Genomic DNA, 21,062 nt, shown 5'->3' on the forward strand with positions numbered 1-21,062 from the left:
GCTGAGTCCTGTGCAATACAGGACCCAGCCCTTGGCCGCGGCCTAACTTACCCGTCCAACTTTAGGGGGTCAGTTCATAGTGCGGGCGCGTCTGCGCAGGCTGCGGGACGCGCCGGGTGATCGGTCGTGAAACGTGTTGCGATATAGAGCGGAGTTGATTAAGAAGGAACCCGGTATTGGCTTGCAGCCCCGTAGCACGCATTTAACATAATACGCATTATGCATATTATGCGGACCGACTGACCCCCAAGGAATCAGTCAGCCCGCAGTGCACGCCTCTTAGATGAGGCGCAGGTTCACGGCTCTGCGGGCTTTCTTAAAAGACAGCGTTTCCAGTAGCTCTGCGCGCTTCTCTTTGTTCTTGATGCCTTCGATGGCGCAGACGGCAAGGCCGGTCGTTACCGGGATGCCAGCCATCTTGCAAAGCGTCGGGATGCTCTCTGCTCCAACGTGACCGCGCTTGCGCCAGCTCGACACCATCGCTTGATGTTTGAAGCCAAGTTGTTGGGCAATCCAATAGTCACTATTGGCGCCCTTTGCGCGATCCAAAATATCTATTGTACTAAGCATTGTGCTTTCTCCTAAGCTTCGGCTTACCGTAGGCATGATGCATACGGTTAGCAATCGCGTAGTTAGCGATGTGCGAAGTGTAGGCGGTAAACAACGCCCCGTAAACCGGGGCCTTTGTAACGAAATCTCGCGCTAGGTGGCGCATGAGGACAACAAATGAAGGCTCAACAAACGCTGCAAATCATCTCGATCATCCCCATTCGTGGCACCAGCCGGAAAACTGGCAACGCTTACGAAATGTTCCAGGCGCAGTGCATCGTGCAGTCGCGGGGTGTGGATCAGGAAACCGGTGCTCCGCTTCCCCCCTTCGTCGGCGTGATGACGCTGGCCAATCACCTCAAGGAAACGCCTCCGGGTCTGTACGAAGCCGATTTCGACTTGATGCAAGGTCGCGACAACACCGTCGCTGCTCGTATCAGTACCCTGCGCAGCGTCCCGCCTCAGGCTATGCCGAAGCCGGGTGCTGGTGTCGCTGACAAGGCCGCCTGACCTCCCCCGCCGTGAACCGTTTTGCTCTTAACTTCGTCGCCCTGCTTGTCGGCCTCTCGGTCGGCGGCGGGGCGGTTTTTTTGTGGGACGTATATGCAAGTCCTCCTGTTGTTGCTGGCACTCATCGGGTTGATTTGCCTATATGCCTCAACACACCGGCCAAAGGCTACGTCGAAGGAACCGGATGCTTCCGCAGCGTTGATCGTCGCGGTCGCACTCATAACGTGTGCATTGCTTGTCTCGGGTACCAGTCATGAGGACGCTGACTATCAGCCTTTTGCTCCTGCTCTCGTGTGCAACGGTACAGGCTGCTACTGACCCGACGACACAGGCGCTGCTTGATCTTCGCAATGTCGTTCTGTACTCCGCCTGCGCCATTGCGTTCGGTATCGGCGTGGTTGCGGGGGTGTTGCGATGAGCGTCGCTGCTGTCGTGCTGCTCTGGTTCTTTATCGGCTTCGGCCTCGGCGCTGCCATCCGCAATTTCCGGCGCTTTGAGGACGTTTCCTGACGCGCGCGCCCTTCTGCTTCAAGGTGCGAGCGTTGATTTGCGAGTCGGGGCGTAGGGACTGAGGGAGCGCAGAGACAGAGGGAGCGTAGACCTGTAGGGGGAGGCTCACTTTCAGCGCTGACAAGGGAGTCCCGGAACGGAATGGAGGCGCGGGCGCGGCGCGGAAAAGTCGCAATTTCCCCAAGGGGGAAATGTATTTAGTTTGTAGAGCGCAGCCGGAGGGGTGGGTAAGGTCGTGTGGTTACGGAACGGGTGGGCAAGTTGTTGGCAGGTGTGGGCAACGCGCCTCACTGTTGTCCATGCCTGTCAATGGCTTGTCCACGCGTGGAGTGCGAGCTTATCCACGCTGTAGGCGGAGCCGCCCCGGAGGGGCGAGGTTTTACCGGTTTTTCCCCGACTTTTCCGCGCCGCGCCCGCGCTGGAATGTAGTGCAGGGGAGGCTCACTTTCAGCGCTGAACGGGAGTACCCGGAGGGGCGTAGTGAGCGGCGGAACGGAGTGAGTGAGGGAGTGGAGTCCAGGCGAACAAAAGGTCTCGACCTCTGCGCAGACACTGCGCGCGCGATTTCGAATTGCAGACTAGTCGCCCATCTGCAATGCATCTCAAGGGCGGCATTCCATAACGGAGAAATCATGATCAAGCATCTCAAGAAGTTCACCCCGAAGCTGAAAAAGACCGCCGCTGCTGCGGCCATCGGCGGCGTGCTGGCCCTGTCCGCTGCGCCTGCTGCCTTCGCACAGACCTCGACCGATGGCATGGATGAGGCCATCGCCGAAGCGAAGTCGTCCGCGCTGACGACCGTTGCCAAGTTCACCGCTCCGCTGCTGCTGGTTGCCGCTGCCGGTGTGGGCGTGGGTGTCGGCGTCAAGTACGTCAAGAAGTTCCGTGGCGCTGCTTAAGCGTCTGCTCGTTCTGTGTGCCGTGGGGTCATGCCTCACGGCATGCGCTTACCTAGATCCGTACCATGCGCGCCTCTCTTGTCCGGACTCAGCCGGCTTCTGCGTCTACCGGAATTGATCTGTTTCTTGGGCCAGTCGTTATCACGCTGGCCCTTCTCTTTTCCCTGCTGCTTCCTCTCCGCATTGCGCATGCTCAGTTGAGCGGTGCCGCTGGCGTCGATTACGCCTATCAGCGGTCCATGTCGCGCATCATCGCGGGCAGTGCATCGGGCTTACAGGTCAGTTCCAACAGTACGCTCGACATCATCAATGGCGGTCGCAAGGTCGGGTCCATCGCGCTAAAGGAAAAGCGGCTGATCGATCTGGCGACCATGGCTGGCCGTGCTGCGTCGATTCCCGGCATGATCGCGATTGGCGCTACGGTACTGCTGCAATATGGGCTTGAGAAGTGTGCCGATGGGACGTGGTGTAAGCCTGCGCAGGGCGAGCAAGCGCCGAACGGCAAGCCTTATCCGGCGACAGACTACGCTGCTGTTAATGTCGGCATTCCGAGCCAGACCATTTACGGTAGCGGTCAGGATATGTGTCAGGCGTTGGTGGACGACCAGAATGCTCGGGGCGTTGGCGTTAAGACGACGCTCGTGAATGTCATCCCGCGCGCGACGTACTACGGATGTGTCCGTCAGCGTGCCGACGATGGGACAACGTTTGAATCTGCGGGACAGGTTCAGCGGTACACCGATGGCGTGTGTTATCAATCGGGCTCTACAAAGGTAAATGGTCAGTGCGTGCCCCCTGGCTACACCCCCGGCACTCAGCCTACGCCAGCTACATCCGATGAAATCAATCAGGCATGGCAGCGTGCTATGCAGGCCAATCCAGCCTATCAGCAGCAGTATTGGGGCTTTGAAGATCCGGCTGCCCAAAATGCGGCATGGGCCAATGCTATGGCTCAACTGGCGGAAGTCATCGGCACGGGTACGGTGCAGGATGTGGGGCCGACGACAAGCACGACAGATTCCGCTGGCAAGGTCACGAAAAAGCAAACGACATGCACCTATACCGGCACTGCTAACCCGGATATGGCCACGGCCAAAGACAAGCCGATACAGGTAGGTCAGAAGTGCGTAACGACGACGACGAATCCGGACGGCACCACAAGTACGGAGACAACGGAAACCGGCACCGCGCCGGCAACAGGCACGACGCCTCCCAAGGTGGAAGTCGAAACCTGCGGTCTCCCCGGCAAGCCTGCCTGCAAGATTGATGAGACCGGCACGGCTGAAGGACAAAAAGCTGAGACTGCATCGGTGACCTCACAAGCCATGGATGCAGCCGCCAAAACGCAAACCGATGCAGTCAATACCGTGCTCAACGGCGAAAAGCCGCAAACGGATTGGTTTGGCTGGCTCCCGCAGATACCCCGCTCGGAGTGCAAGCCAATCAGTGTGTCTCCGCTAGAGGTTGCAGTAGAGGTCGATTGGTGCCCCGCTGTCGGCTACATGCAAATCCTATCCACGGCCATATGGGCCTTTACTGTTCTCGGCTTCTCTGTTGCAGAGGTCAAGGACGCATTGAACGGAGCCTGATATGCCGCTGCTCGGTGCTTTGCTCTCGTCGTTGTTCGGTTGGATCGCCAAAGTCTTTCTCGACTTCTTCGGCAAGCGGGTTGCGAACCGTGTGCTTATCGTCGGCACCTTTGGCGGCGTGTTCGGTGCGGTGCTGCTGGCGCTCAAGGCGGCTATGGCGGCTCTTGGCGAGTTCATCCCTAATGCTGATTGGCTGCTCGTGGCGCTGTCGTGCGGTATGCCCCCTGCCGCTGGCGCGCTGCTCTCGATCTACGCCGGCGTATGGGCTGCGTGTCGCCTGTATCGCTGGCAGGTCAAGGCGATGGATTACGTTGCGGGGGCTTGATGCTGCTCATACTTCTCGGGCTCTGCATGTGGGTTGCGGCGTGGGCTGTGTCATGTCCCGACGCGCATCCTGTTGTCATGGCGCTTAGCTGTTCCGAATGGCGTAGTGAAGCGGCTTTTCTTCTTACGTTGGTTGGATTGTGGTCTCTGGTAGCTGGCATCGAAAGCGAGTTGCGAAAATGGCTATATATTTAATTGAGGGCAAGCTCGGCGCCGGCAAAACGCTCTGTGCCGTGGGCCGTATTCGTGAAGCGCTGATTGCCGGCAAGCGTGTGGCCACGAATCTAGATCTCCGCCTGGACAAGCTCGTCAACGCTGATGCCAAGATGTGCCGCGTCATTCGGATACCGGACAAACCGACCGTCGCGCATCTCGAAATGATCGGCATTGGGAATCCTGATCTGGACGAGTCGAAGAACGGGCTGATCGTGGTGGACGAAATGGCGGCGTACATGAATGCGCGCAGCTATGGTGACAAGGACCGGCAGCCGGTGATTGACTGGTTGATCCACTCGCGAAAAAAGGGGTGGGACGTCTACTTCATCTGCCAGAACATCGCGCAGATCGATAAGCAGGTGCGTGAGGCGCTTGTGGAGTACAGGGTGACGTGCAAGCGGATGGATCGCATGACAATCCCCTTCCTGCGGCCTCTATTCAGCCTTCTGACGGGCGGCACGTGGGTGCCCCACTTCCCTCGTGTGCATCAGGCCATGGTGCGCTATGGCGTCGATGCTGGCGCCCCGTTGGCGGACAAGTGGACGTATCGCGGAAATGATCTGTTCGATGCATACGACACGCGGCAGGTCTTCAGGCTCGATCCGACACAGGCGCCCTTCTCCTACCTGCCCCCCTGGTACACAGCCGGTTGGAAAAGCGTCAAGCGCTACCGGAACATCGCCCGGAAGCTGGCGGAGCGTCGGCGGCTCACCGGACTGCAGCGGGCGGGACTGATTAGTTTTGAGGAATGGCGCACGCTCTTTGCCAAAACGTAGGCCGGCGGCGTCGGTCTGTGCGCAGCGCGGGCCGGCGCAGCCGGCCTAGACTTGTAATGTGGACACTTAACGAAAAGGAAGCGGAGCGAATGGCACAGATCGTTGAGCTAGCGTCGATTCGACACGTCCCGGACGGTGCTTCGGTAGTGCCGGACGTTTTCACCATTGACCTGTGTACCGGCGATATGGAGGATTTTTTTGATGACTCGGTATCGGCCTATTGGCTGCTCGGCTCGATCGTCACGGCATGGCTGTTTCAGCATGGCACGAACTTCGCGCGGTTGCGTGTGCAGTTGACACCGTTGGTCGAAGGTGAGGACGAAGCAGCGGAGGGTCGGTTCCGCATCGTGTAGAAAAGGAAAAGCCCCGCGAGTGTTACCAGCACTCCGGGGCCGTACATAGCGAGCATTCAGGGGCAGTCGCCATGCGTGAAAACACTATAGCAAAAAACGATCAGGATTCACAAGCAATCGACGGACACCGGGAGCCGGGTAGCTACTTCAACGCCTTCCATGAGGAATGGGAGATCCGCAAGCGGGTCTTCGCAGATGGGCAAATGGAGATCGTTGCGAAGAAGTACGACCGCTATGTCGGTGCGCTCCAGTGGAACGGCATGCCAAAGGCAAAGCGTGGCGAGTCGGACAACCGCGAAGCGAACATCAAGGACTCTGCGAACCGTGCGAAACAGCGTGTTCGCCATTTGGTGAAGGCTATGGGTGCTGACCGTATGCTGACACTTACCTACCGGGAAAACATGACGGATCGGGACCGGGCAAAACGGGACTTTGATCGCTTCCGTCGCGCTATGTCGAAGTACCGGGACTTCAAGTATGTCTGCACCATGGAGCCTCAGGAGCGAGGCGCATGGCACTTCCATATCGCTGTCAAAGGTCGGCTGGTCTATCAGTTGGTGCGCTCGATCTGGCGTCGTATCGTGGGCGAGGATAACGGCAATATCGATGTGACGAACCCTCACGGTCGCCGTGGTGGCCAGCACAAGCTAGCAGCGTACCTGTCGAAGTACATTGCGAAGAATGCGGAGCTTTTCGGGCTCAACGAAAAGCGCTACTGGTGTTCGCGTGGTATTGACGTGCCGGAGCCTGAGCGGGTCGCCTACTATGCGCATGCTCGGGATGTGGCGGAGATCATGGCGGAGTGCTTGGTGCTTGCAAATCGCGAGGGTAACCCGGTCGATCTGCAAGCCTATTACGACAAGCACTCTACGTTCTGGATGGCTACCGGGCCTATCATCACCTGAGGATGTGTCGTACCGAAACAAAGATCGTGAGAAAGATCACTGTCCATATGATGATCGGTCCGATTGGAGACGGGCTTAGGCCCATCTTCTGCTTGCGCGCCTTCTGTGGCGCCGCGCGTTCCGGTTCGGTCTCGGGCTTCTTCGGCGGCTGTTGTGGCTTGCGCCAGGTGGCGTCTTTCTGTTCGTCGAAGTCCTGCCGCTTGTTATAACGGTCCCGCCACCAGTCCCTGTCGTAAATTCCCATCGCCCTGATTCCCTTCTAAAGTGGGGATTACTTCCGATTGGATCGTGTTGCGGGCGTTAGAATAGCTCAAGCTGTCTAGTCCTGAACAAAACTAGCTCGTATGCCCATCGGGGTACTGGTCTCTGCCCTGCCTTCCATCGGCGAATGGTTCGGACGTGTCTACCCGTCCAAAGTGCTATAACATCTTCTGGAAAACCTGCTGTAGCTGCGTCGAACTCGGAGGGGAAAACGTGGCGCGTTGATGTGCGGAATTTCATGGACCCTGCGGACTGTCGTTGTACTTTTTGTCCACTATCCTAACTGACCCGGAAAGCCTTTGCTCTGGCGGCTCTCCGGGTTTTTTTATGCGCTGAACTCTTTACGCATTATACGATCACCATGTGTAGAGGCTAAACCAGAATGTCCGCTTCCAGCCAGATTCAAATGTCCGAGTCTTGCAAGGTACCCTGTACGGCCTCAGTCTGCCTGGGAGCCGCCATGCGACCGGACACGATCACCATGACGATGCGCCAACTGGATCGCCTCAAGGTCTTGCAGGCCTTGGCAGATGGACGCCTCACGACAGGTATCGCGGCAACGCGGTTGGCCTGAGCCCACATATTTGATGCCAGCCGATCCTGAGGCGAAATTCGACCAGCTTCTGCTCAAAAAGCCGCAACCGGAGTCGAATTGTACGAATGTTCCTCGCATGGCGTTCTACAGTAGGTTCATGCCGCAGTCGGCCGAAGCCCATCTGGTTGGCCCACCGCAAGGAGGAGAGCGATGTCCCAATATGAAGCGTTACGCGATCGATTCTTCCAGGCATCGACGCAAGAGAAGGATCACAGGGCCTTACTGCAAGCGGTCGCCCGGACCACAGGCGAGAAGCTCGCTGCATATTTGCAAGCGCCTCTCGAGGTTATATCGATCAAGCCCACTGGAGACCCCGGACCGAAAAGCTACGGCTTCAAATTCGTGATCACCTTCGGCGCAGGGGATTCCGTTGTGCACAGCGCCGAGGTGCCCGTCTTGATGACGCTCACCCGTCACGGCTTGCACGCGAAGGTTGCAGACGGCCATGACCAACACGTTGGCGACCCTGCCCACCCGGATTGGCATGAAGTGTTTTACGACGTACTCACCATGCTGGAAAAGGATTGCCAGGCCACGGAGAGACAATCTCAGATCTGAACTGTCGACGGAGCTGTCGCTCCCGTACGGTCAGCGGTGCCAGCCGCGGCGAGCGGGAGCTAGCGTCGCAACTGGCCACCATCGCGAGCTGACCCGGAGCTTCAAATGAATGGATGTGTGCGCAAACCGTCTAGCTCTCGTCGCACCGAGCGAGCTTCGGTTCGCTGCCGCTCCAGCAAACACGCGACCGCTTGCGCTAACTGATCTTGTACGAATTGCACGGTCCTGCCGTGTACACGTCCTTTGCGAGAAGCAATATTTTGTCTCGATGGCGGTCAAACGTGTCAAGCAACACAATCGCTTCCGAGCAAGAGACCTTGCTGTCAAGGCGTATGAGGACATCGTCGGAGACCTGAAACGCTACTTCACGAGCGTTGTCATAGCCCCAGAAACACACACAATGCCGCGCAGCATCATAGCTGCGGCTGGGGTTGGGGAAATTTAGCGCCATGGAGAACTCCTTGTAACGCAACACATCGGGCGTTCGGCGGCCGAAAGCAATGACACCGCTAGCCACCTTGAGTATGCGCCTGTTTGCATCGCGCAGTAGCTTTGCTTTTCCTTCACGGGGCGACGAACAAGCAAGAATGCGCGAAATCGCTGCTGTGGTTGTCCGTGCCGCCACCCGGGGTATTTGCTTTCTTGAGCAAGGACGTGCACCAGCGCGCGTGCGTCCAAACCTGATGAAGCACGGCAGCGCGCAATACGTACGGCTTGATACGCCCTTCTGCCGCGTGCTTCCGCTTCCCGCTATTCGTCTTGCGAGTCTGTCTGCGTGGCGTGCCAAAGGGCACCATCCCGCAATCCGTGAAGCGCGGCGGCAATCAGGTCACTCGAGGTCGGCGAATCATGCAGCAGCGTCGCGTTGCTGTAGGTCAGTTCCAGAATCAGGCCACCGAGCATTAACGGTGTGATGCGCTCGCTACCCTCTGGCAGGATCCTCATGGCCAATTTTCCCACGGCAATCCACTGCTCATGAAAAAGTTGGCGGTGACGCTTTCCTACCGCTTCGTCAGACCGGGCTTTCCGTGCCAGCTCCAACAACAGTAACGGTACATTCGGGTCCCTGGTCTTCGCGCGCGCCCAGTCGCAAATCGCCTTGATCGCCGATTCCGGGTCGGAGACGGACTCAAGCGCCTGCGCGAGTGCGCGGGAATCTTCCTTGGCAACCTCCTCCAGGAGCTCGAAGAAGATCTCTTCCTTGCTTTCGAAGTTCGAGTAGAACGCTCCTTTGCTGAAGCCGGCTTCCTCAGCGATACGGTCGATCGACGCGCCGGCCATGCCCAGTCGCGCGAACACATTCCGTGCCGAAGCGATGAGCTTCTCACGCGTGAGCGCCTTGCTTTCTTCCCTCGACATTCGTGCTGCCATGCCCTTCTGCCCCCCCCGTTACGTTCAGATGTGTTCAGGTCCACCATTATCCACATTGACCGTCGGGACCACGGACATTCCAACCTTCAGGCGGCCAGCGTCACGTTGACCGGCATCGAGCTTGATCTTCACCGTCAGCCTCTGCACGACCTTCGTAAAGTTTCCCGTTGCGTTATTGGGCGCGATGGGAGAGAAGCTGAGGCCGGTGGCTGGCGCCACGCTGTCGACATGCCCCGTCAAGCGCACGCCGGGCAGCGTGTCCACCTTGATGTCCACCTTTTGGCCGGCCTTGATTCGCGTCAACTGCGTCTCCCGGAAATGCGCCTCGATATAGGCAGACTGAAGGGGAACCAGTGCAAGCAGGGGCCTGGCTATGTTGACGTACTGCCCGATGCGAACGTCGCGTTGTCCGACTGTGCCGTCGATCGGCGCGATGATGCGGGTATAGGACAGCTGTAGCTCCGCAGCTTCCACCGCGGACTTGGCAGCGGCAGTCTCCGCCGCTGCCTGCTCGCGGCGTGCCGTAAGGACAGTGTGCTCGCGCCTGGCCGCGCCGAGCGCTGCCTCATCACGGACGACTGACGCTTCCTGTATTTGCAGTTGCGCCGTCGCAGTCTGGCGTTCCTGTATGGTCCCCGATCCATCCGCGGCAAGGTTTTCGTAGCGCCTTGCATTGGCTTGTGCGAGCTTGAGCGAAGCCTGGTCCGCATCGACCGTTGCCTTGGCCTGCTCGACCACCTTTTCATGCTGCCGGATTTGGGCATCCAGTACGCTTTGGGCGGCGGTTGCGGCGTCCAGGCGCGCGTTGGCTGCATGAAGCGCTACCCGATACTCGCGATCGTCGATGGTCGCCAACAGGTCTCCTGCACGAACTGACTGGTTGTCCTCGACCAGAATGGTCTGCACAACGCCCGCAACGCGTGGCGAAACCAGCGTGGAGTCGGCGGCGACATACGCATCATCGGTAATCTGACGCGTGGCGGCGCCTTCGTCGGCGTACAGATGGTAGCCGGCGGCAGCGATGGCGACCGCCACAACAGCCGCGCTGCCGACTTTAAGAGAAAGAGGAAGAGACATGACGACTAGTTTCGGTTGGTCTTTGGGGTCAGTAGTGGGGGCTGCATGTATTGCAGGTTCAACACCAACGGGATCAGGAGCAAGGCAAGCGCGCCGAGGATAAGGTAACAATCCGCGATTCCCAGCACTGTCGCCTGTTGATTCACGAATTCGGCAAGTTCCGCCAGTCCATGTTCGATTGCGCCCTCGCCTCCCGCTATTCGATGCCTTGCGTCGGCGGTACCAGTCATCGCCCGGTCGAGCAACACGTTGCCATGGAAGTGCGCCCGCACTGCCAGCAGGTGTCCAACGAGCGCCGATCCGCCGAGGGTTCCCAGCGCGCGCAGCGTATTCACAATGCCGGAGACAAACGGCCCTTCCATAGGTTGAACGACGCTTGTCGAAAGGAACAACACGGAAACTACCGCCATCGGTTGCCCGAGTGCCTGTAGCACCTGGACGGCAACGAAATCCGCCGCATTCCAGTCTGCAGTTACGCGCCAGCCAAGCAGGCAGGAAATTGCGATGCAGGCCAGCCCCAACGCGAAGACGCACCTCGCATCGACCCACTGCTTATAGAGCAACATCGACACCATGGGGCCGAGCACAAGCTGAGGAAGCCCGAGGATCGCACCAATGACGTACAGGTTTTCCGGCCTAAAATGCCATCGTTCCAGCAGATAGTCCATGGGCAACAGGGAGCCCGACAGCATCACGATCAGCATGACGAAGAAAATGGTGAACCCTAATCCGAGATTTCGTCTGTAGAGAAGCTGGAAGCGCATGAATGGAGTTGGGTGAAACCATTCGCTACAGACAAACACCGTCAACATCGGGATGCCCGCACTCAGTAGGGAACGTATCAGTCCGCTGTCGAGCCAATCGAGTCGCTCCCCTTGCCCCAGTGCGATGGCGACCAGCGCAAGTCCGGCTGGTCCGGTAAGCAGCCCTATCACGTTCACTTCGCGCCAACGCTCGAGACGCACTGGATCCTGAGGGATTCCCCAGGCCACCGCAAGCATGGAAAAAGCGGCGAGGGGTAACACCTGGAGATACAACATGGAGACGATCGACAATTGATCTGTCCAGATTGCGGCCAGCCAGACAGCAAGGTTCGGCGAGAACGTTGCAGTCAGTGCGTACAGCGCCAGACCGTACAGGCGCAGTGGCAACGGAAAGAAGCGCAGCGCGCCGGCCATGAGAACCGGTATGAGAAGGCCTCCAAAGAACCCTTGTGCGCCGCGCAGGAATACCAGCAGGGGCAACGAATGAATGAACGGAAGCAGCAGCGCCAGCAGCGAAAAGACCGCGACTACTGCAATGTGGTAACGACGGAATGAGAACGTCACCGACAGCCATCCGGAGATCGGCATCGCGGCCAGCTCGCACGCGGCGTAGATCACCGTGATCCAGGAACCATCGTCAGACCCCGCCCCAAGTGGGGCGCGCACGTCCAGGAGCGCAACGGCAGCGACGCGCCCGTTAAGCCCCGACATGATGGCTGCGACAAGAACACCAAGCATTCCCACGAACAGACGCGGGCCGAATGGATGCGCAACAGGCGGAGAGGCCACGGGGGATGGATGCGAAGAAGCCATGGGAAACGCCGGGTTCAGAATCATTGGTTGAGAGAGATTTCGCGCCGTCACGATCCGCCCTGCCTGCGGGCCGCGAGTTCCCCTTCCCGCATCGCCGATTCCCGGCTGGAGGCCGTGCCGCGCGCTGCGCAGCCCAGCCCGTCATAGGTTTCTATCTCCCAGCACCACAGCAGGTTGAACTCGTCTTGCCACACACACAGTCGACGATGGTGCACACTGAACACCGCGCCGTCGAGATCGAGGATCCAGCATCTCACCGCGTCGTCGTGGACTTCACGCCAGCTGACGTCAGTCATGTGCCGTTACCCCCGCAGGCGGCCTTTCCACAGAAGTCACGCCGGCCTCGGCCGGAAGATCCCAGCCACCGCCTAGTGCCTTGTACAGCCCCACGACAGCAACCGCTGCGCTGCGCCTTGCCGCGATCAGGTCCTGCTGATTTTTCAACACATCACGCTGGGAAACGAGGACGGTAAGATAATCCGAGGCGCCCTGTTCATAGCGGCGCTGCGCCGTACGATAGGCAGTCTGGCTTTCGCTCACGGCAGTCTGGAGCGATTGCTGCTGCGCGTGACTGCTGCCGATCCAATCCAGTGCATCATCCACTTCGTGCCAGGCCTTGAGTACGGTCGCCTGAAACGCGATAGCGCCTTCCTGTTGTTGGGCCTCCGTCAGCGCCAATTGCCCCTTTAGTCGTCCGCCCTGGAATATCGGAAGGTTCAGCACCGGTCCGAGTACGAACTGGCGTGACCCCCAGTCCGCAATATTGCTGAAGTCGAGCGCTTGCATGCCGAAGCTGCCGGTCAGGCTGATCGACGGATAGAAGCTCGCCTTTGCAACGCCAATCTTTGCGGTAGCTGCGTGCAGTCGCGCTTCGGCCTCGAGAATATCCGGGCGGCGGTGCGCAAGGTCGCCCGGCCGGCCGACCGGCAGAACCGCCGGCGGTGCGGGGATGGCGAGCGGCGCTCCCAATTCCCTTTCCAGACTGCCCGGCTCCCGAGCTAGCAGGAGCGCGAGCGCATTCATCAACGTGCGTGCCTTTGTACGTAGCGGCGGGAGCGACGACGCTACGGCGGCCAACTGGGCGCCCGCGCTCGCCGCGTCGAACCGGGTTCCCACGCCATTGGACTCGCGGCTTTTGGCCAGTCGCAATGTGTGCTGCGCGAGCGTGTGGTTCTCTATCGCAACCGCGAGTTGCTGCTGCGCCTCGCGGAGATCCAGATACGTGCGCGCCACCTCTGCCGCGAGCGACACTTTCATCCCTTCGACCGCATATTGGTTGGCCTGCAACGAAGCCAGAGCGGCTTCCTTCGTTCGCCGCGCGCGCCCCCAAAGGTCGATTTCCCAGCTCGCCGTAAGCCCGTACTGCCACAAGTTATACGGAGCCGGTCCGCTGCCTTGTTCGAGCGAGGCAGTCCCGAAGGGATCCGTACCGCTCGCGGCTTCGGGCTTCGGCTCGGGCTCGCCTGTCAATCGCAGGATCCCGTTTGCGCTCGCCATTTCACGCAACCCCGACACGCCTGCCGCCGCCTGGGGCAGCGCGACAGATCCGGCAATGCCGACTTGCGCCCGGCTCTGTTCCACCCTCGCCGCCGCGGCTTTCAGGCTCAAATTCTGCGCAGCCGCCTCACGCTCCAGACGACTCAGGACCGGATCGCCGAAAAACGTCCACCAGTCTGGGGAAAACTCGTCCGCCGACACGGCGGGTTGGTCCGGGGCACCGCGCTGAACATGGATGGGAGGCGAAACCACTGGCGGCGCAAAGTCAGGGCCGACCGCGCATCCCCCAACGGTGATGCAGCACAGGGCGACGATGAGTCGCCTCGTGTTAATAAAGAAGCACATGGCAAGGATTCGAGCGAAACTTGCCGCAAAAATACCATGGGTATGCGGATACCACCGGTATCCATAAGGCGTATTGTCTACGTATTAGAGATAGTGCGACCGAGGAGCACGGGAGTCGAGTGCCCCCCGAATGCAAGGGCAGGATGCCCGTGGATGCCTATTTCGACACGATGGAAACCGCGCGGCATCGTGTCGTGAAGCGCGCCTAAGCGCGGGGCGATGAGCACGGATCGACCGGAGAAGCCGGCGTGCCGCGCGCTTCGATCGCCTTCCCTGCCAGCAGGCACAAGTCCTCCCGGAAATGGCTGGCGACGATCTGTACGCCGACAGGCACCGAGCCGACCAGGTTCGTGGAAACGACGAGTCCCGGCAGCCCCATTGCTGGCAGCGCCCGCATGGTCAGCTGCGCTTCCCAGACCCGCTGGAAGCCCGCCTTGCCCTGCATGTCGAGTCCGTCCGGGAACGGTAGCTCGCCCGAGACGGGCAGCAGCAGCACCGGGTATCTGGCAAGGAATGCGCGCCAATGACGCGTCAGCGTGGTGCGGCGCACCAAGGCGCTGTTGACGACGTCAGCGGGCATCGCACTCACCTTGGCACGCACGCCCTCGACCACGGCCCGCGCGCCGGGGTCGCCATCCCGGGTAACCGCGTCGACCAGCGCCGGGAATCCGTCGCCGAGCCACAGTCGCTCCTGAACTTCGGCCGCATCACGGATCAGCGACGTGTCGTCGATCTCCTCGACGGCCCAACCCGCGTCCACCAGCCGCCGCGCCGCATCAAGCAGCGCAGCTTCCACTTCCGGGGCGATCTCCATGCCACCGGGCCGTAGACAGAGCGCCGCCCGCAACGCCGTTTCGGGACCCCGCAGCGGCACAGGCACCCACCAGGGATCGCGCACATCGGGCGCGGACATGGCCGTCAGCGCAACCTCAAGATCCTCCACCGTACGTGCCATGGGCCCTGTTGCGGACATCAACTGGGCGCCGATCGGACGCTCCGGCAAGGAGGCATTGAAAGCCGGCACCCTGCCGAACGACGGCCGCAGCCCGTGGATGCCGCATGCGTACGCCGGGTAGCGGATAGAGCCGCCGATATCGGTGCCCAGGGCGATACACCCGATCCCCGCGGTCACCGCCGCCGCCCCGCCACCGCTCGATCCTCCCGGCGTGAGTGCAGGATTACGCGGATTGCGTGTATGACCATGGACCCGGTTGTCGGTAAACCAGCGCAGCGCAAACGTGGGCGAGTTGCTGCGGCCAAGCAGGACGGCGCCCGCGCGGGCAAGGTTGTCGACGGCCGGACTATTGTGCTGCGCAACCAGTCCCTCCTGGAGACGTGTGCCATTTGTCGTCGCGAAGCCCGCGTGATCGGTATTGATCTTTGTGGTGACGGGTACGCCCGCCAACGGTCCCGGGTCCTCACCGCGTGCCAGCGCCGCATCAACGGCATCCGCCTGCGCCAGGACCAACTCCGGGCGATGTGCGACCACTGCGTTGATCAGCGGGTTAACGGCGTCCAGACGCTCGAGCGCAGACGTTGCTGCCTCGCGGGCAGACACCTCGCGGCGCCGGATGCGCGAGGCCAGTTCAGTTGCCGACAGTCGCCATAGTTCAGTCACGATCCCTCCCTGCCATTCAAGGCGGAAAAAAGCAGACCAGCGCGGCTGGCGTTTTTGCCCGCGAAGTAATTCGCCATCACGTCGATGAACGCCGCCGGCGTCTCGGAGAACGGAAAGTGGCCCGCCTCATCGAACTCCACCAGCACCGCGCCCGGGATGCCGCGCGCAATGGCGCGGCTGGCGCGGGGCGGACACACCCAGTCGTACTTGCCGACCAGCACAAGGGTTCGGGCGGCCACCCCGCCCAGCAGAGGCCGCAAGTCGTAGGACGGCGCAATGACCGTCATGAAATGCCGCATCATGTCGACCGAAGCGATGCTGAGCGCAGTGAGCGCCGGGGGCACGTCCATGTGCGCTGGCGCCGCATAATAGGGGCCCACCTCGCGAAAGAATGCCTCGACGCTTTCGGCGGTAATGTCGCCGGAAAACACGCGGGCCGCCACCGCCATGGTTTCGGGCCCGGCGCGCGAGGCCAGCGTTGGCGCTGGTTCTTCGCGGTCGTCCATGATCGGCTGCACGGTTGGCGAACTGCCGCAAAGCACCAGCCCCCGTACCAGCGCCGGATGGCGCAGCGCCAAATGCATGGCGACGAAGCCGCCGGCCGAATGGCCAAACACGTGCACCCGCCCCACGCCGAGATACGCGCACAACGCCGCGACATCATCGGCCATCTGTTCGAGCGTGCAGGTCTCCAGCGGCGGGCGCCCCGAACGCCCTTGCCCACGGAGATCGACATAAATCAGTTGCGCTTGATCGCGCAGCGCGGACAATCCCGGCTTCAGGTAGCCATGGTCGAAGCCAAGGCCGCCGTGGATTACCACCAGCACCGGCTTTTCCACCAGTGCGCCCTGCTCCGGGCGAAACCCCTCGCCATCCACATCAAAAAAGAGCTCGGTGCCGTTAAGCGTGGCCTGCATGTGCATCCTTACAGTCGTTGCTGATAGACGTACACAGCTTGACGATTATCGACACATCATCTTGTCGGGATAGACCGAATTATTTGCAATTGCATCGAGATGCTATGCCGGCAGCGTGACGCCGGCCAGCAAACAGAAAATCGCTTCCAGCTGCCTGGCCAGGTCCTCCGGTTCCGCTTCGGTCAGCCCTGCCATCTCTACCACCTGACAAGAGATCGCCGCAGCAGTCGCCTATCTGTGCAGCCGTTATGCCGACTACGTCAGCGGCGCCACGATCCGGGTCGACGGCGGCACGATCCGCTCGGTATCGTGAGACTCCCCTAACCGCCTCCCCTAAGCGCCCTTCGGCAGCGCAGATCCCTTCCGCCGCCGGGATGGCTTTGGCTCCACGCCCACGCGCGCATCCCGCTCCAGCACGCGTGCCACCAGCCAGTCGGCGGTCTCCTCGAACGCCGGATCGGCCTGGGGCACATAGAGCCATTTGCCGAGTACCGGGTGCGGCCGCAACGCCGGCATGTCCGCGATCAGGGCGGCGTGGTGTTCCTGCGAGGTGCACACCAGCAGCCCGTTCCATGGGTCGTCGCGGTCCGCTGCGATCAGGCACAGGTTCCCGTCGAGATAGGCGGCATCGCTGCCGAACATCCGTTTGCGGATGTAGCTGGGGTCCCGCTCGAAGGCATCGAAAATCCAGACAAGCGAGTTGCGGACGGCAGTTGGCATTGGCGTGGGATGTGGGATCTGAGGCGGGCAGGTTTGCCCCGCATAGGCTACCTGAGAATCACCGGGCGGTGATCAGGCTCCCCGTCGCGGGGAGCCCTGCTACGCGTGCGTCTTCAGCGGACGATCAACGGACGATCAACGGAGGTTCGTCAGCACCTGCGTGTACGTCGTCATGTACGTCGGATTCGAGAAGCCGGCCGCGTACGAATAGTTCGACTGCCACTTGACGATGCGGCCCAGCTCCGGCGCCCACCAGCCCAGGATGGTCTCCTTGTAGGTGGCGTTGCCGGTGTTGCCATTGGGCAGCTGGATATCGTTCGAGTTGGTGTACGTCACCGTGAAGGCGATGCGCAGCGCGTTGAACGTGCCGGCAGGCGTCGTGACGCTTTCATACGCCTGCACATTGCCGACCACCGCGCCCTTTTCGGTGTAACCCATCTGGCAGGCGTAGTTCCACGACCCGGTCCAGCTCTTGCCCACATACAGCGGCATGTCGTAGAGCGCGCGCTTGGGCGAATACGTGCACACATTGCCGTTGGTGTACGTGCGCGACAGGCGGTTGCGATCCAGGTCCTGCACGTAGCTGGTGTCCGGGGCGCTTGTGTCCGCGTTGGCGCTGGTAATGGTCGCCAGCCCGTTGTTCACGGCCGCCACGGTGTAGGCGAGGTTCTCGACGGTCGAGGTGCCATTAAAGCGGACTTGCGTCTCCGCGAACGTCGCCACCTGGCCCACCGTGTACGGCCCGGCGTTGTAGCGCTGCGGCGCCACGGCGATCTTCAGCGTGAACACCTTGGACGGATCGCTGACCTGCGTCGCCGTCAGGTTGATGGAATCGCCCGTAGGGCTGACCAGATTGCCGGACCACTGGGTCTCGGTCAGCACCTGGTTGGTGACCGTCGTCTTGTCGCTCGTGATCACCGCCTGCCAGCGCACCGGCTGGCTGGTTTGCAGACGGATAAAGTCGCTCGATTGCACGCTCAGCGTCGTACTTCCCCCAGCGCCGACGCTGGTGCCCTGTGTGGCGCTGCCGGTGGCGCTCACGTTCAGCGTGCTGCCGCCATCGTCACCGCCACCACAGGCGGCCAGAACCCCGGCCAGCATGACGCAGGCCGCCAGATTTCCCATCCTCTTCATGGATTTCCCCAAAAATTGCTTTGATTTTTCGACTTCTTGGACCCCCGGCATTCCTATGCTGGAATGCGCGGCGGCAGGGATTCTAACGCCGCATGTCCGATTTATGTCTTTTACGACACATCCCTCCGAAGGAGGATTGCCGGCGTCATTCCAAAGGAAGCCCCTGCCGCCAATTCCCATCGACGGAGCGGCAAGGCCCAGGCAGGGCTGCGCCAGCCTACTGGCGCAAACCCGCGTCCAGCCGGTGAAGCAGTGCGTGAAACTGGCCTCTGCCGCGCGCGCGGCTATGGCGCAGGTCGTCATGGTCCAGCAGCGGCGGACCGGGCGCGTTATCCATAGATTTTCGTACTTGTTCGAGTACCTGTCGGATGGACGCGCGAGTATGGCACAGCGGCCACGCCATGCCGGGGCGCCAGACTCTCGTCCGGCGCCCTTCCCGCCTGACTGCCTTACTTCTTCAGGTCGAACCGGTCCAGGTTCATCACCTTGACCCACGCCGCCACGAAGTCCTTGGCGAACTTCTCCTTGCCGTCCTCGCTGGCGTAGACCTCGGCCAGCGCCCGCAGCTGCGAGTGCGAGCCGAACACCAGATCCACGCGCGTGCCGGTCCAGCGGACCTTGCCGGACTTGTCGCTGCCCTCGAACACATTGCGTGACACCGGCTTCCACTGCACGCCCATATCCAGCAGGTTGCGGAAGAAGTCGTTGGTCAGCGTTTCCGGGCGATCGGTCAACACGCCGTGGGCATCCTTGCCGCTCTGCACCTTCAACACGCGCAGCCCGCCGATCAGCGCCGTCATTTCCGGGGCGGTCAGGGTCAGCAGCTGCGCCTTGTCGATCAGCATGGCTTCCGCCGGCGCCTGCACCTTCGCGTCGAGGTAGTTGCGGAAGCCATCGGCCTTCGGCTCCAGGGCGCCCACCGACTCGACGTCGGTCTTGTCCTGCGACGCATCCATGCGGCCCGGCGTGAACGGCACGGTCAGTTTCTGGCCGCCCGCCTCCGCCGCCTTCTCGATGCCGGCGCTGCCCGCCAGCACGATCAGGTCCGCCATCGAGATCTTCTTGCCGCCCGACTGCGCACCGTTGAACTCGCCCTGGATGCCTTCCAGCGTCTTCAGCACCTTGCCGAGCTGATCCGGGTTGTTGGCCGGCCAGTCCTTCTGCGGCGCCAGGCGGATACGCGCCCCGTTGGCGCCGCCGCGCTTGTCCGAGCCGCGGAAGGTAGACGCCGACGCCCAGGCCGTGGACACCAGTTCCGAGACCGACAGCCCCGAAGCCAGGATCTTCTGCTTGAGCCCCGCCACATCCTGGTCATTGACCAGCGGATGGTCCACCGGCGGGATCGGGTCCTGCCAGAGCAGTTCCTCGGCCGGAACTTCCGGGCCGAGATAGCGCGCGCGCGGGCCCATGTCCCGATGGGTCAGCTTGAACCACGCACGGGCGAAGGCATCGGCAAACGCCTGCGGGTCGTCCTTGAAACGCCGCGAGATCTTCTCGTAGATGGGATCGAAGCGCAGCGACAGATCCGTGGTCAGCATCGTCGGCTTGAGCTTCCTGGCCGGATCGTAGGCGTGCGGCACCGTCTCCGGCGCATCCTTGGCGATCCACTGGTTGGCGCCGGCCGGGCTCTTGGTCAGTTCGTACTCGAAGTTGAACAGGTTCTCGAAGAAACTGTTCCCCCACTTCGTCGGCGTATTCGACCAGGTGACTTCCAGGCCGCTGGTAATGGTGTCCGGGCCGCAACCAGTGCCGAACTTGTTGCGCCAGCCCAAACCCTGCAGTTCCAGTTCGGCAGACTCCGGTTCGTCGCCCACGTTCTCGGGGTGCGCGGCGCCGTGGGTCTTGCCGAAGCTGTGGCCGCCGGCGATCAGCGCCACGGTTTCCTCGTCATCCATGGCCATCCGGCCAAAGGTGTCGCGGATATCGTACGCGGCGGCGATCGGGTCCGGATTGCCGTCCGGCCCTTCCGGATTGACATAGATCAGGCCCATCTGCACCGCGCCAAGCGGATTCTCCAGGTAGCGGCCGGGGTCGGTCCGGCTGACTTCCTGGCCGTGCTTCTGCACGTCAGCCACCAGCACGCCGCCATCGTCATCCTTGCCTGCCGCGCCCTTGCCGTAGCGGACATCGCCGCCCAGCCAGGTCTTTTCATTCCCCCAATACACGTCCTGGTCCGGTTCCCAGGTATCTTCGCGGCCCCCGGCGAAGCCGAAGGTCTTGAATCCCATGCTTTCCAGGGCCACGTTGCCCGCCAGGATCATCAGGTCCGCCCAGGAAATCTTCTGCCCGTATTTCTGCTTGATCGGCCAGAGCAGCCGGCGCGCCTTGTCCAGGCTCACGTTGTCCGGCCAGCTGTTGAGCGGGGCGAACCGTTGCTGGCCACGCCCGCCACCCCCCCGGCCATCGCCGATGCGGTAGGTGCCGGCGCTGTGCCAGGCCATGCGGATGAACAACCCGCCGTAGTGGCCGAAGTCCGCGGGCCACCAGTCCTGCGAGTCGGTCATGAGTGCCGTCAGGTCTTGCTTGACCGCGGCGAGATCGAGGCTCTTGAACGCCTCGGCATAGTTGAAGCTCTTGTCCAGTGGATTGGACTTGTCCGAGTGCTGGCTGAGCAGATCCAGCCGCAACTGCTGGGGCCACCAGTCCTTGTTGGTGGTGCCGCCTCCGGCGGCATGGTTGAAGGGACACTTTTCGTAAGACATGCGATCTCCTTTGGGGGGTACCCAACGCTAGTTCTAGTCTTTCCGCGTCTACGCTTCCA

Annotated in this window: 22 protein-coding genes; 9 read left to right on the forward strand and 13 right to left on the reverse strand. The window is 61.3% G+C overall.

Going from position 1 to position 21,062, the window contains the following annotated elements:
- Positions 1 to 279 precede the first annotated feature (279 nt).
- On the reverse strand, positions 280 to 570 hold the full coding sequence (locus tag SB751_RS00005) for a hypothetical protein (RefSeq protein ID WP_410747677.1): 291 nt from the start codon (positions 568 to 570) through the stop codon (positions 280 to 282).
- 156 nt (positions 571 to 726) lie between these two features.
- On the opposite strand from SB751_RS00005, the gene SB751_RS00010 reads away from it, so the two are divergent.
- The 7 genes from SB751_RS00010 (at position 727) to SB751_RS00040 (ending at position 6,631) form a co-directional block, all read left to right on the forward strand.
- Positions 727 to 1,059, forward strand: a complete 333-nt coding sequence (locus SB751_RS00010; protein WP_410747678.1) for a hypothetical protein — start codon at positions 727 to 729, stop codon at positions 1,057 to 1,059.
- Between the two features lie 1,142 nt (positions 1,060 to 2,201).
- Positions 2,202 to 2,468, forward strand: coding sequence for a hypothetical protein (locus SB751_RS00015; RefSeq protein ID WP_410747679.1), 267 nt, complete (start codon positions 2,202 to 2,204; stop codon positions 2,466 to 2,468).
- 65 nt (positions 2,469 to 2,533) lie between these two features.
- Entirely contained in the window at positions 2,534 to 4,057 is a 1,524-nt protein-coding gene (locus SB751_RS00020; RefSeq protein ID WP_410747680.1) for a hypothetical protein, read from the forward strand.
- Between the two features lies 1 nt (position 4,058).
- Positions 4,059 to 4,382, forward strand: a complete 324-nt coding sequence (locus tag SB751_RS00025; protein WP_410747681.1) for a DUF5455 family protein — start codon at positions 4,059 to 4,061, stop codon at positions 4,380 to 4,382.
- Positions 4,383 to 4,560: 178 nt separating this feature from the next.
- A complete protein-coding gene (locus tag SB751_RS00030; RefSeq protein ID WP_410747682.1) occupies positions 4,561 to 5,373 on the forward strand; it encodes a zonular occludens toxin domain-containing protein in 813 nt (270 codons plus the stop codon).
- Between the two features lie 89 nt (positions 5,374 to 5,462).
- Positions 5,463 to 5,726 (forward strand): hypothetical protein, encoded by a 264-nt coding sequence (locus SB751_RS00035; protein WP_410747683.1) that lies wholly within the window; start codon positions 5,463 to 5,465, stop codon positions 5,724 to 5,726.
- A 71-nt stretch (positions 5,727 to 5,797) separates the two neighbouring features.
- Positions 5,798 to 6,631 carry a hypothetical protein gene (locus SB751_RS00040; RefSeq protein ID WP_410747684.1) on the forward strand — a complete coding sequence of 278 codons (834 nt, stop codon included), beginning with the start codon at positions 5,798 to 5,800 and terminating at the stop codon, positions 6,629 to 6,631.
- On the opposite strand, the gene SB751_RS00045 is transcribed toward SB751_RS00040, so the two are convergent.
- Positions 6,624 to 6,875 (reverse strand): hypothetical protein, encoded by a 252-nt coding sequence (locus SB751_RS00045; RefSeq protein ID WP_410747685.1) that lies wholly within the window; start codon positions 6,873 to 6,875, stop codon positions 6,624 to 6,626. The two genes, SB751_RS00040 and SB751_RS00045, sit on opposite strands and share 8 nt — an antisense overlap.
- 762 nt (positions 6,876 to 7,637) lie before the next feature.
- Here SB751_RS00045 and SB751_RS00050 point away from each other — a divergent pair.
- Positions 7,638 to 8,045 carry a hypothetical protein gene (locus SB751_RS00050; protein WP_144195293.1) on the forward strand — a complete coding sequence of 136 codons (408 nt, stop codon included), beginning with the start codon at positions 7,638 to 7,640 and terminating at the stop codon, positions 8,043 to 8,045.
- Between the two features lie 196 nt (positions 8,046 to 8,241).
- Here the strand turns inward: SB751_RS00050 and SB751_RS00055 are convergent, their stop codons facing one another.
- The 8 genes from SB751_RS00055 to SB751_RS00090 all read right to left on the reverse strand — a co-directional run bounded on the left by SB751_RS00055 (position 8,242) and on the right by SB751_RS00090 (position 16,447).
- A complete protein-coding gene (locus SB751_RS00055) occupies positions 8,242 to 8,496 on the reverse strand; it encodes a DUF1488 domain-containing protein (protein WP_144196230.1) in 255 nt (84 codons plus the stop codon).
- Positions 8,497 to 8,795: 299 nt separating this feature from the next.
- A complete protein-coding gene (locus SB751_RS00060) occupies positions 8,796 to 9,416 on the reverse strand; it encodes a TetR/AcrR family transcriptional regulator (RefSeq protein WP_211943326.1) in 621 nt (206 codons plus the stop codon).
- A gap of 24 nt (positions 9,417 to 9,440) precedes the next feature.
- A complete protein-coding gene (locus tag SB751_RS00065; protein WP_410747686.1) occupies positions 9,441 to 10,493 on the reverse strand; it encodes an HlyD family secretion protein in 1,053 nt (350 codons plus the stop codon).
- 5 nt (positions 10,494 to 10,498) lie between these two features.
- A complete protein-coding gene (locus SB751_RS00070) occupies positions 10,499 to 12,070 on the reverse strand; it encodes an MFS transporter (RefSeq protein WP_211943324.1) in 1,572 nt (523 codons plus the stop codon).
- A 47-nt stretch (positions 12,071 to 12,117) separates the two neighbouring features.
- The gene (locus SB751_RS00075; RefSeq protein ID WP_144195301.1) at positions 12,118 to 12,366 is read right to left on the reverse strand and encodes a hypothetical protein; all 249 of its coding nucleotides are present in this window, start codon (positions 12,364 to 12,366) and stop codon (positions 12,118 to 12,120) included.
- Complete coding sequence (locus SB751_RS00080; protein ID WP_410747687.1) at positions 12,359 to 13,912, reverse strand: efflux transporter outer membrane subunit; 1,554 nt, start codon at positions 13,910 to 13,912, stop codon at positions 12,359 to 12,361. Before SB751_RS00080 ends, SB751_RS00075 begins: the two co-directional genes overlap by 8 nt.
- A gap of 205 nt (positions 13,913 to 14,117) precedes the next feature.
- Entirely contained in the window at positions 14,118 to 15,530 is a 1,413-nt protein-coding gene (locus SB751_RS00085) for an amidase family protein (RefSeq protein ID WP_144195305.1), read from the reverse strand.
- Positions 15,527 to 16,447, reverse strand: a complete 921-nt coding sequence (locus SB751_RS00090) for an alpha/beta fold hydrolase (protein WP_410747688.1) — start codon at positions 16,445 to 16,447, stop codon at positions 15,527 to 15,529. The genes SB751_RS00085 and SB751_RS00090 overlap by 4 nt, the downstream gene beginning before the upstream one ends.
- A gap of 214 nt (positions 16,448 to 16,661) precedes the next feature.
- Between SB751_RS00090 and SB751_RS00095 the strand changes: the two genes are divergently transcribed.
- A complete protein-coding gene (locus SB751_RS00095; protein ID WP_322791030.1) occupies positions 16,662 to 16,760 on the forward strand; it encodes a hypothetical protein in 99 nt (32 codons plus the stop codon).
- Between the two features lie 20 nt (positions 16,761 to 16,780).
- Here the strand turns inward: SB751_RS00095 and SB751_RS00100 are convergent, their stop codons facing one another.
- From SB751_RS00100 to katG, 3 genes are all read right to left on the reverse strand, one after another.
- Complete coding sequence (locus tag SB751_RS00100; RefSeq protein ID WP_144195308.1) at positions 16,781 to 17,167, reverse strand: hypothetical protein; 387 nt, start codon at positions 17,165 to 17,167, stop codon at positions 16,781 to 16,783.
- A 135-nt stretch (positions 17,168 to 17,302) separates the two neighbouring features.
- Complete coding sequence (locus SB751_RS00105) at positions 17,303 to 18,301, reverse strand: hypothetical protein (RefSeq protein WP_144195309.1); 999 nt, start codon at positions 18,299 to 18,301, stop codon at positions 17,303 to 17,305.
- A gap of 449 nt (positions 18,302 to 18,750) precedes the next feature.
- Positions 18,751 to 21,003 (reverse strand): catalase/peroxidase HPI, encoded by a 2,253-nt coding sequence (katG, locus tag SB751_RS00110; protein WP_144195310.1) that lies wholly within the window; start codon positions 21,001 to 21,003, stop codon positions 18,751 to 18,753.
- Positions 21,004 to 21,062: the final 59 nt, after the last annotated feature.

It is taken from the genome of Cupriavidus sp. SIMBA_020 (genome assembly GCF_046535395.1).
Lineage (GTDB): Bacteria > Pseudomonadota > Gammaproteobacteria > Burkholderiales > Burkholderiaceae > Cupriavidus > Cupriavidus campinensis.

Bases quoted from the DNA above. Each gene is read 5' to 3' on its own strand.
- SB751_RS00005 (WP_410747677.1), bottom strand. From the start codon at position 570: ATGCTTAGTACAATAGATATTTTGGATCGCGCAAAGGGCGCCAATAGT.
- SB751_RS00010 (WP_410747678.1), top strand. From the start codon at position 727: ATGAAGGCTCAACAAACGCTGCAAATCATCTCGATCATCCCCATTCGT.
- SB751_RS00015 (WP_410747679.1), top strand. From the start codon at position 2,202: ATGATCAAGCATCTCAAGAAGTTCACCCCGAAGCTGAAAAAGACCGCC.
- SB751_RS00020 (WP_410747680.1), top strand. From the start codon at position 2,534: ATGCGCGCCTCTCTTGTCCGGACTCAGCCGGCTTCTGCGTCTACCGGA.
- SB751_RS00025 (WP_410747681.1), top strand. From the start codon at position 4,059: ATGCCGCTGCTCGGTGCTTTGCTCTCGTCGTTGTTCGGTTGGATCGCC.
- SB751_RS00030 (WP_410747682.1), top strand. From the start codon at position 4,561: ATGGCTATATATTTAATTGAGGGCAAGCTCGGCGCCGGCAAAACGCTC.
- SB751_RS00035 (WP_410747683.1), top strand. From the start codon at position 5,463: ATGGCACAGATCGTTGAGCTAGCGTCGATTCGACACGTCCCGGACGGT.
- SB751_RS00040 (WP_410747684.1), top strand. From the start codon at position 5,798: ATGCGTGAAAACACTATAGCAAAAAACGATCAGGATTCACAAGCAATC.
- SB751_RS00045 (WP_410747685.1), bottom strand. From the start codon at position 6,875: ATGGGAATTTACGACAGGGACTGGTGGCGGGACCGTTATAACAAGCGG.
- SB751_RS00050 (WP_144195293.1), top strand. From the start codon at position 7,638: ATGTCCCAATATGAAGCGTTACGCGATCGATTCTTCCAGGCATCGACG.
- SB751_RS00055 (WP_144196230.1), bottom strand. From the start codon at position 8,496: ATGGCGCTAAATTTCCCCAACCCCAGCCGCAGCTATGATGCTGCGCGG.
- SB751_RS00060 (WP_211943326.1), bottom strand. From the start codon at position 9,416: ATGGCAGCACGAATGTCGAGGGAAGAAAGCAAGGCGCTCACGCGTGAG.
- SB751_RS00065 (WP_410747686.1), bottom strand. From the start codon at position 10,493: ATGTCTCTTCCTCTTTCTCTTAAAGTCGGCAGCGCGGCTGTTGTGGCG.
- SB751_RS00070 (WP_211943324.1), bottom strand. From the start codon at position 12,070: ATGGCTTCTTCGCATCCATCCCCCGTGGCCTCTCCGCCTGTTGCGCAT.
- SB751_RS00075 (WP_144195301.1), bottom strand. From the start codon at position 12,366: ATGACTGACGTCAGCTGGCGTGAAGTCCACGACGACGCGGTGAGATGC.
- SB751_RS00080 (WP_410747687.1), bottom strand. From the start codon at position 13,912: ATGTGCTTCTTTATTAACACGAGGCGACTCATCGTCGCCCTGTGCTGC.
- SB751_RS00090 (WP_410747688.1), bottom strand. From the start codon at position 16,447: ATGCAGGCCACGCTTAACGGCACCGAGCTCTTTTTTGATGTGGATGGC.
- SB751_RS00100 (WP_144195308.1), bottom strand. From the start codon at position 17,167: ATGCCAACTGCCGTCCGCAACTCGCTTGTCTGGATTTTCGATGCCTTC.
- SB751_RS00105 (WP_144195309.1), bottom strand. From the start codon at position 18,301: ATGAAGAGGATGGGAAATCTGGCGGCCTGCGTCATGCTGGCCGGGGTT.
- katG (WP_144195310.1), bottom strand. From the start codon at position 21,003: ATGTCTTACGAAAAGTGTCCCTTCAACCATGCCGCCGGAGGCGGCACC.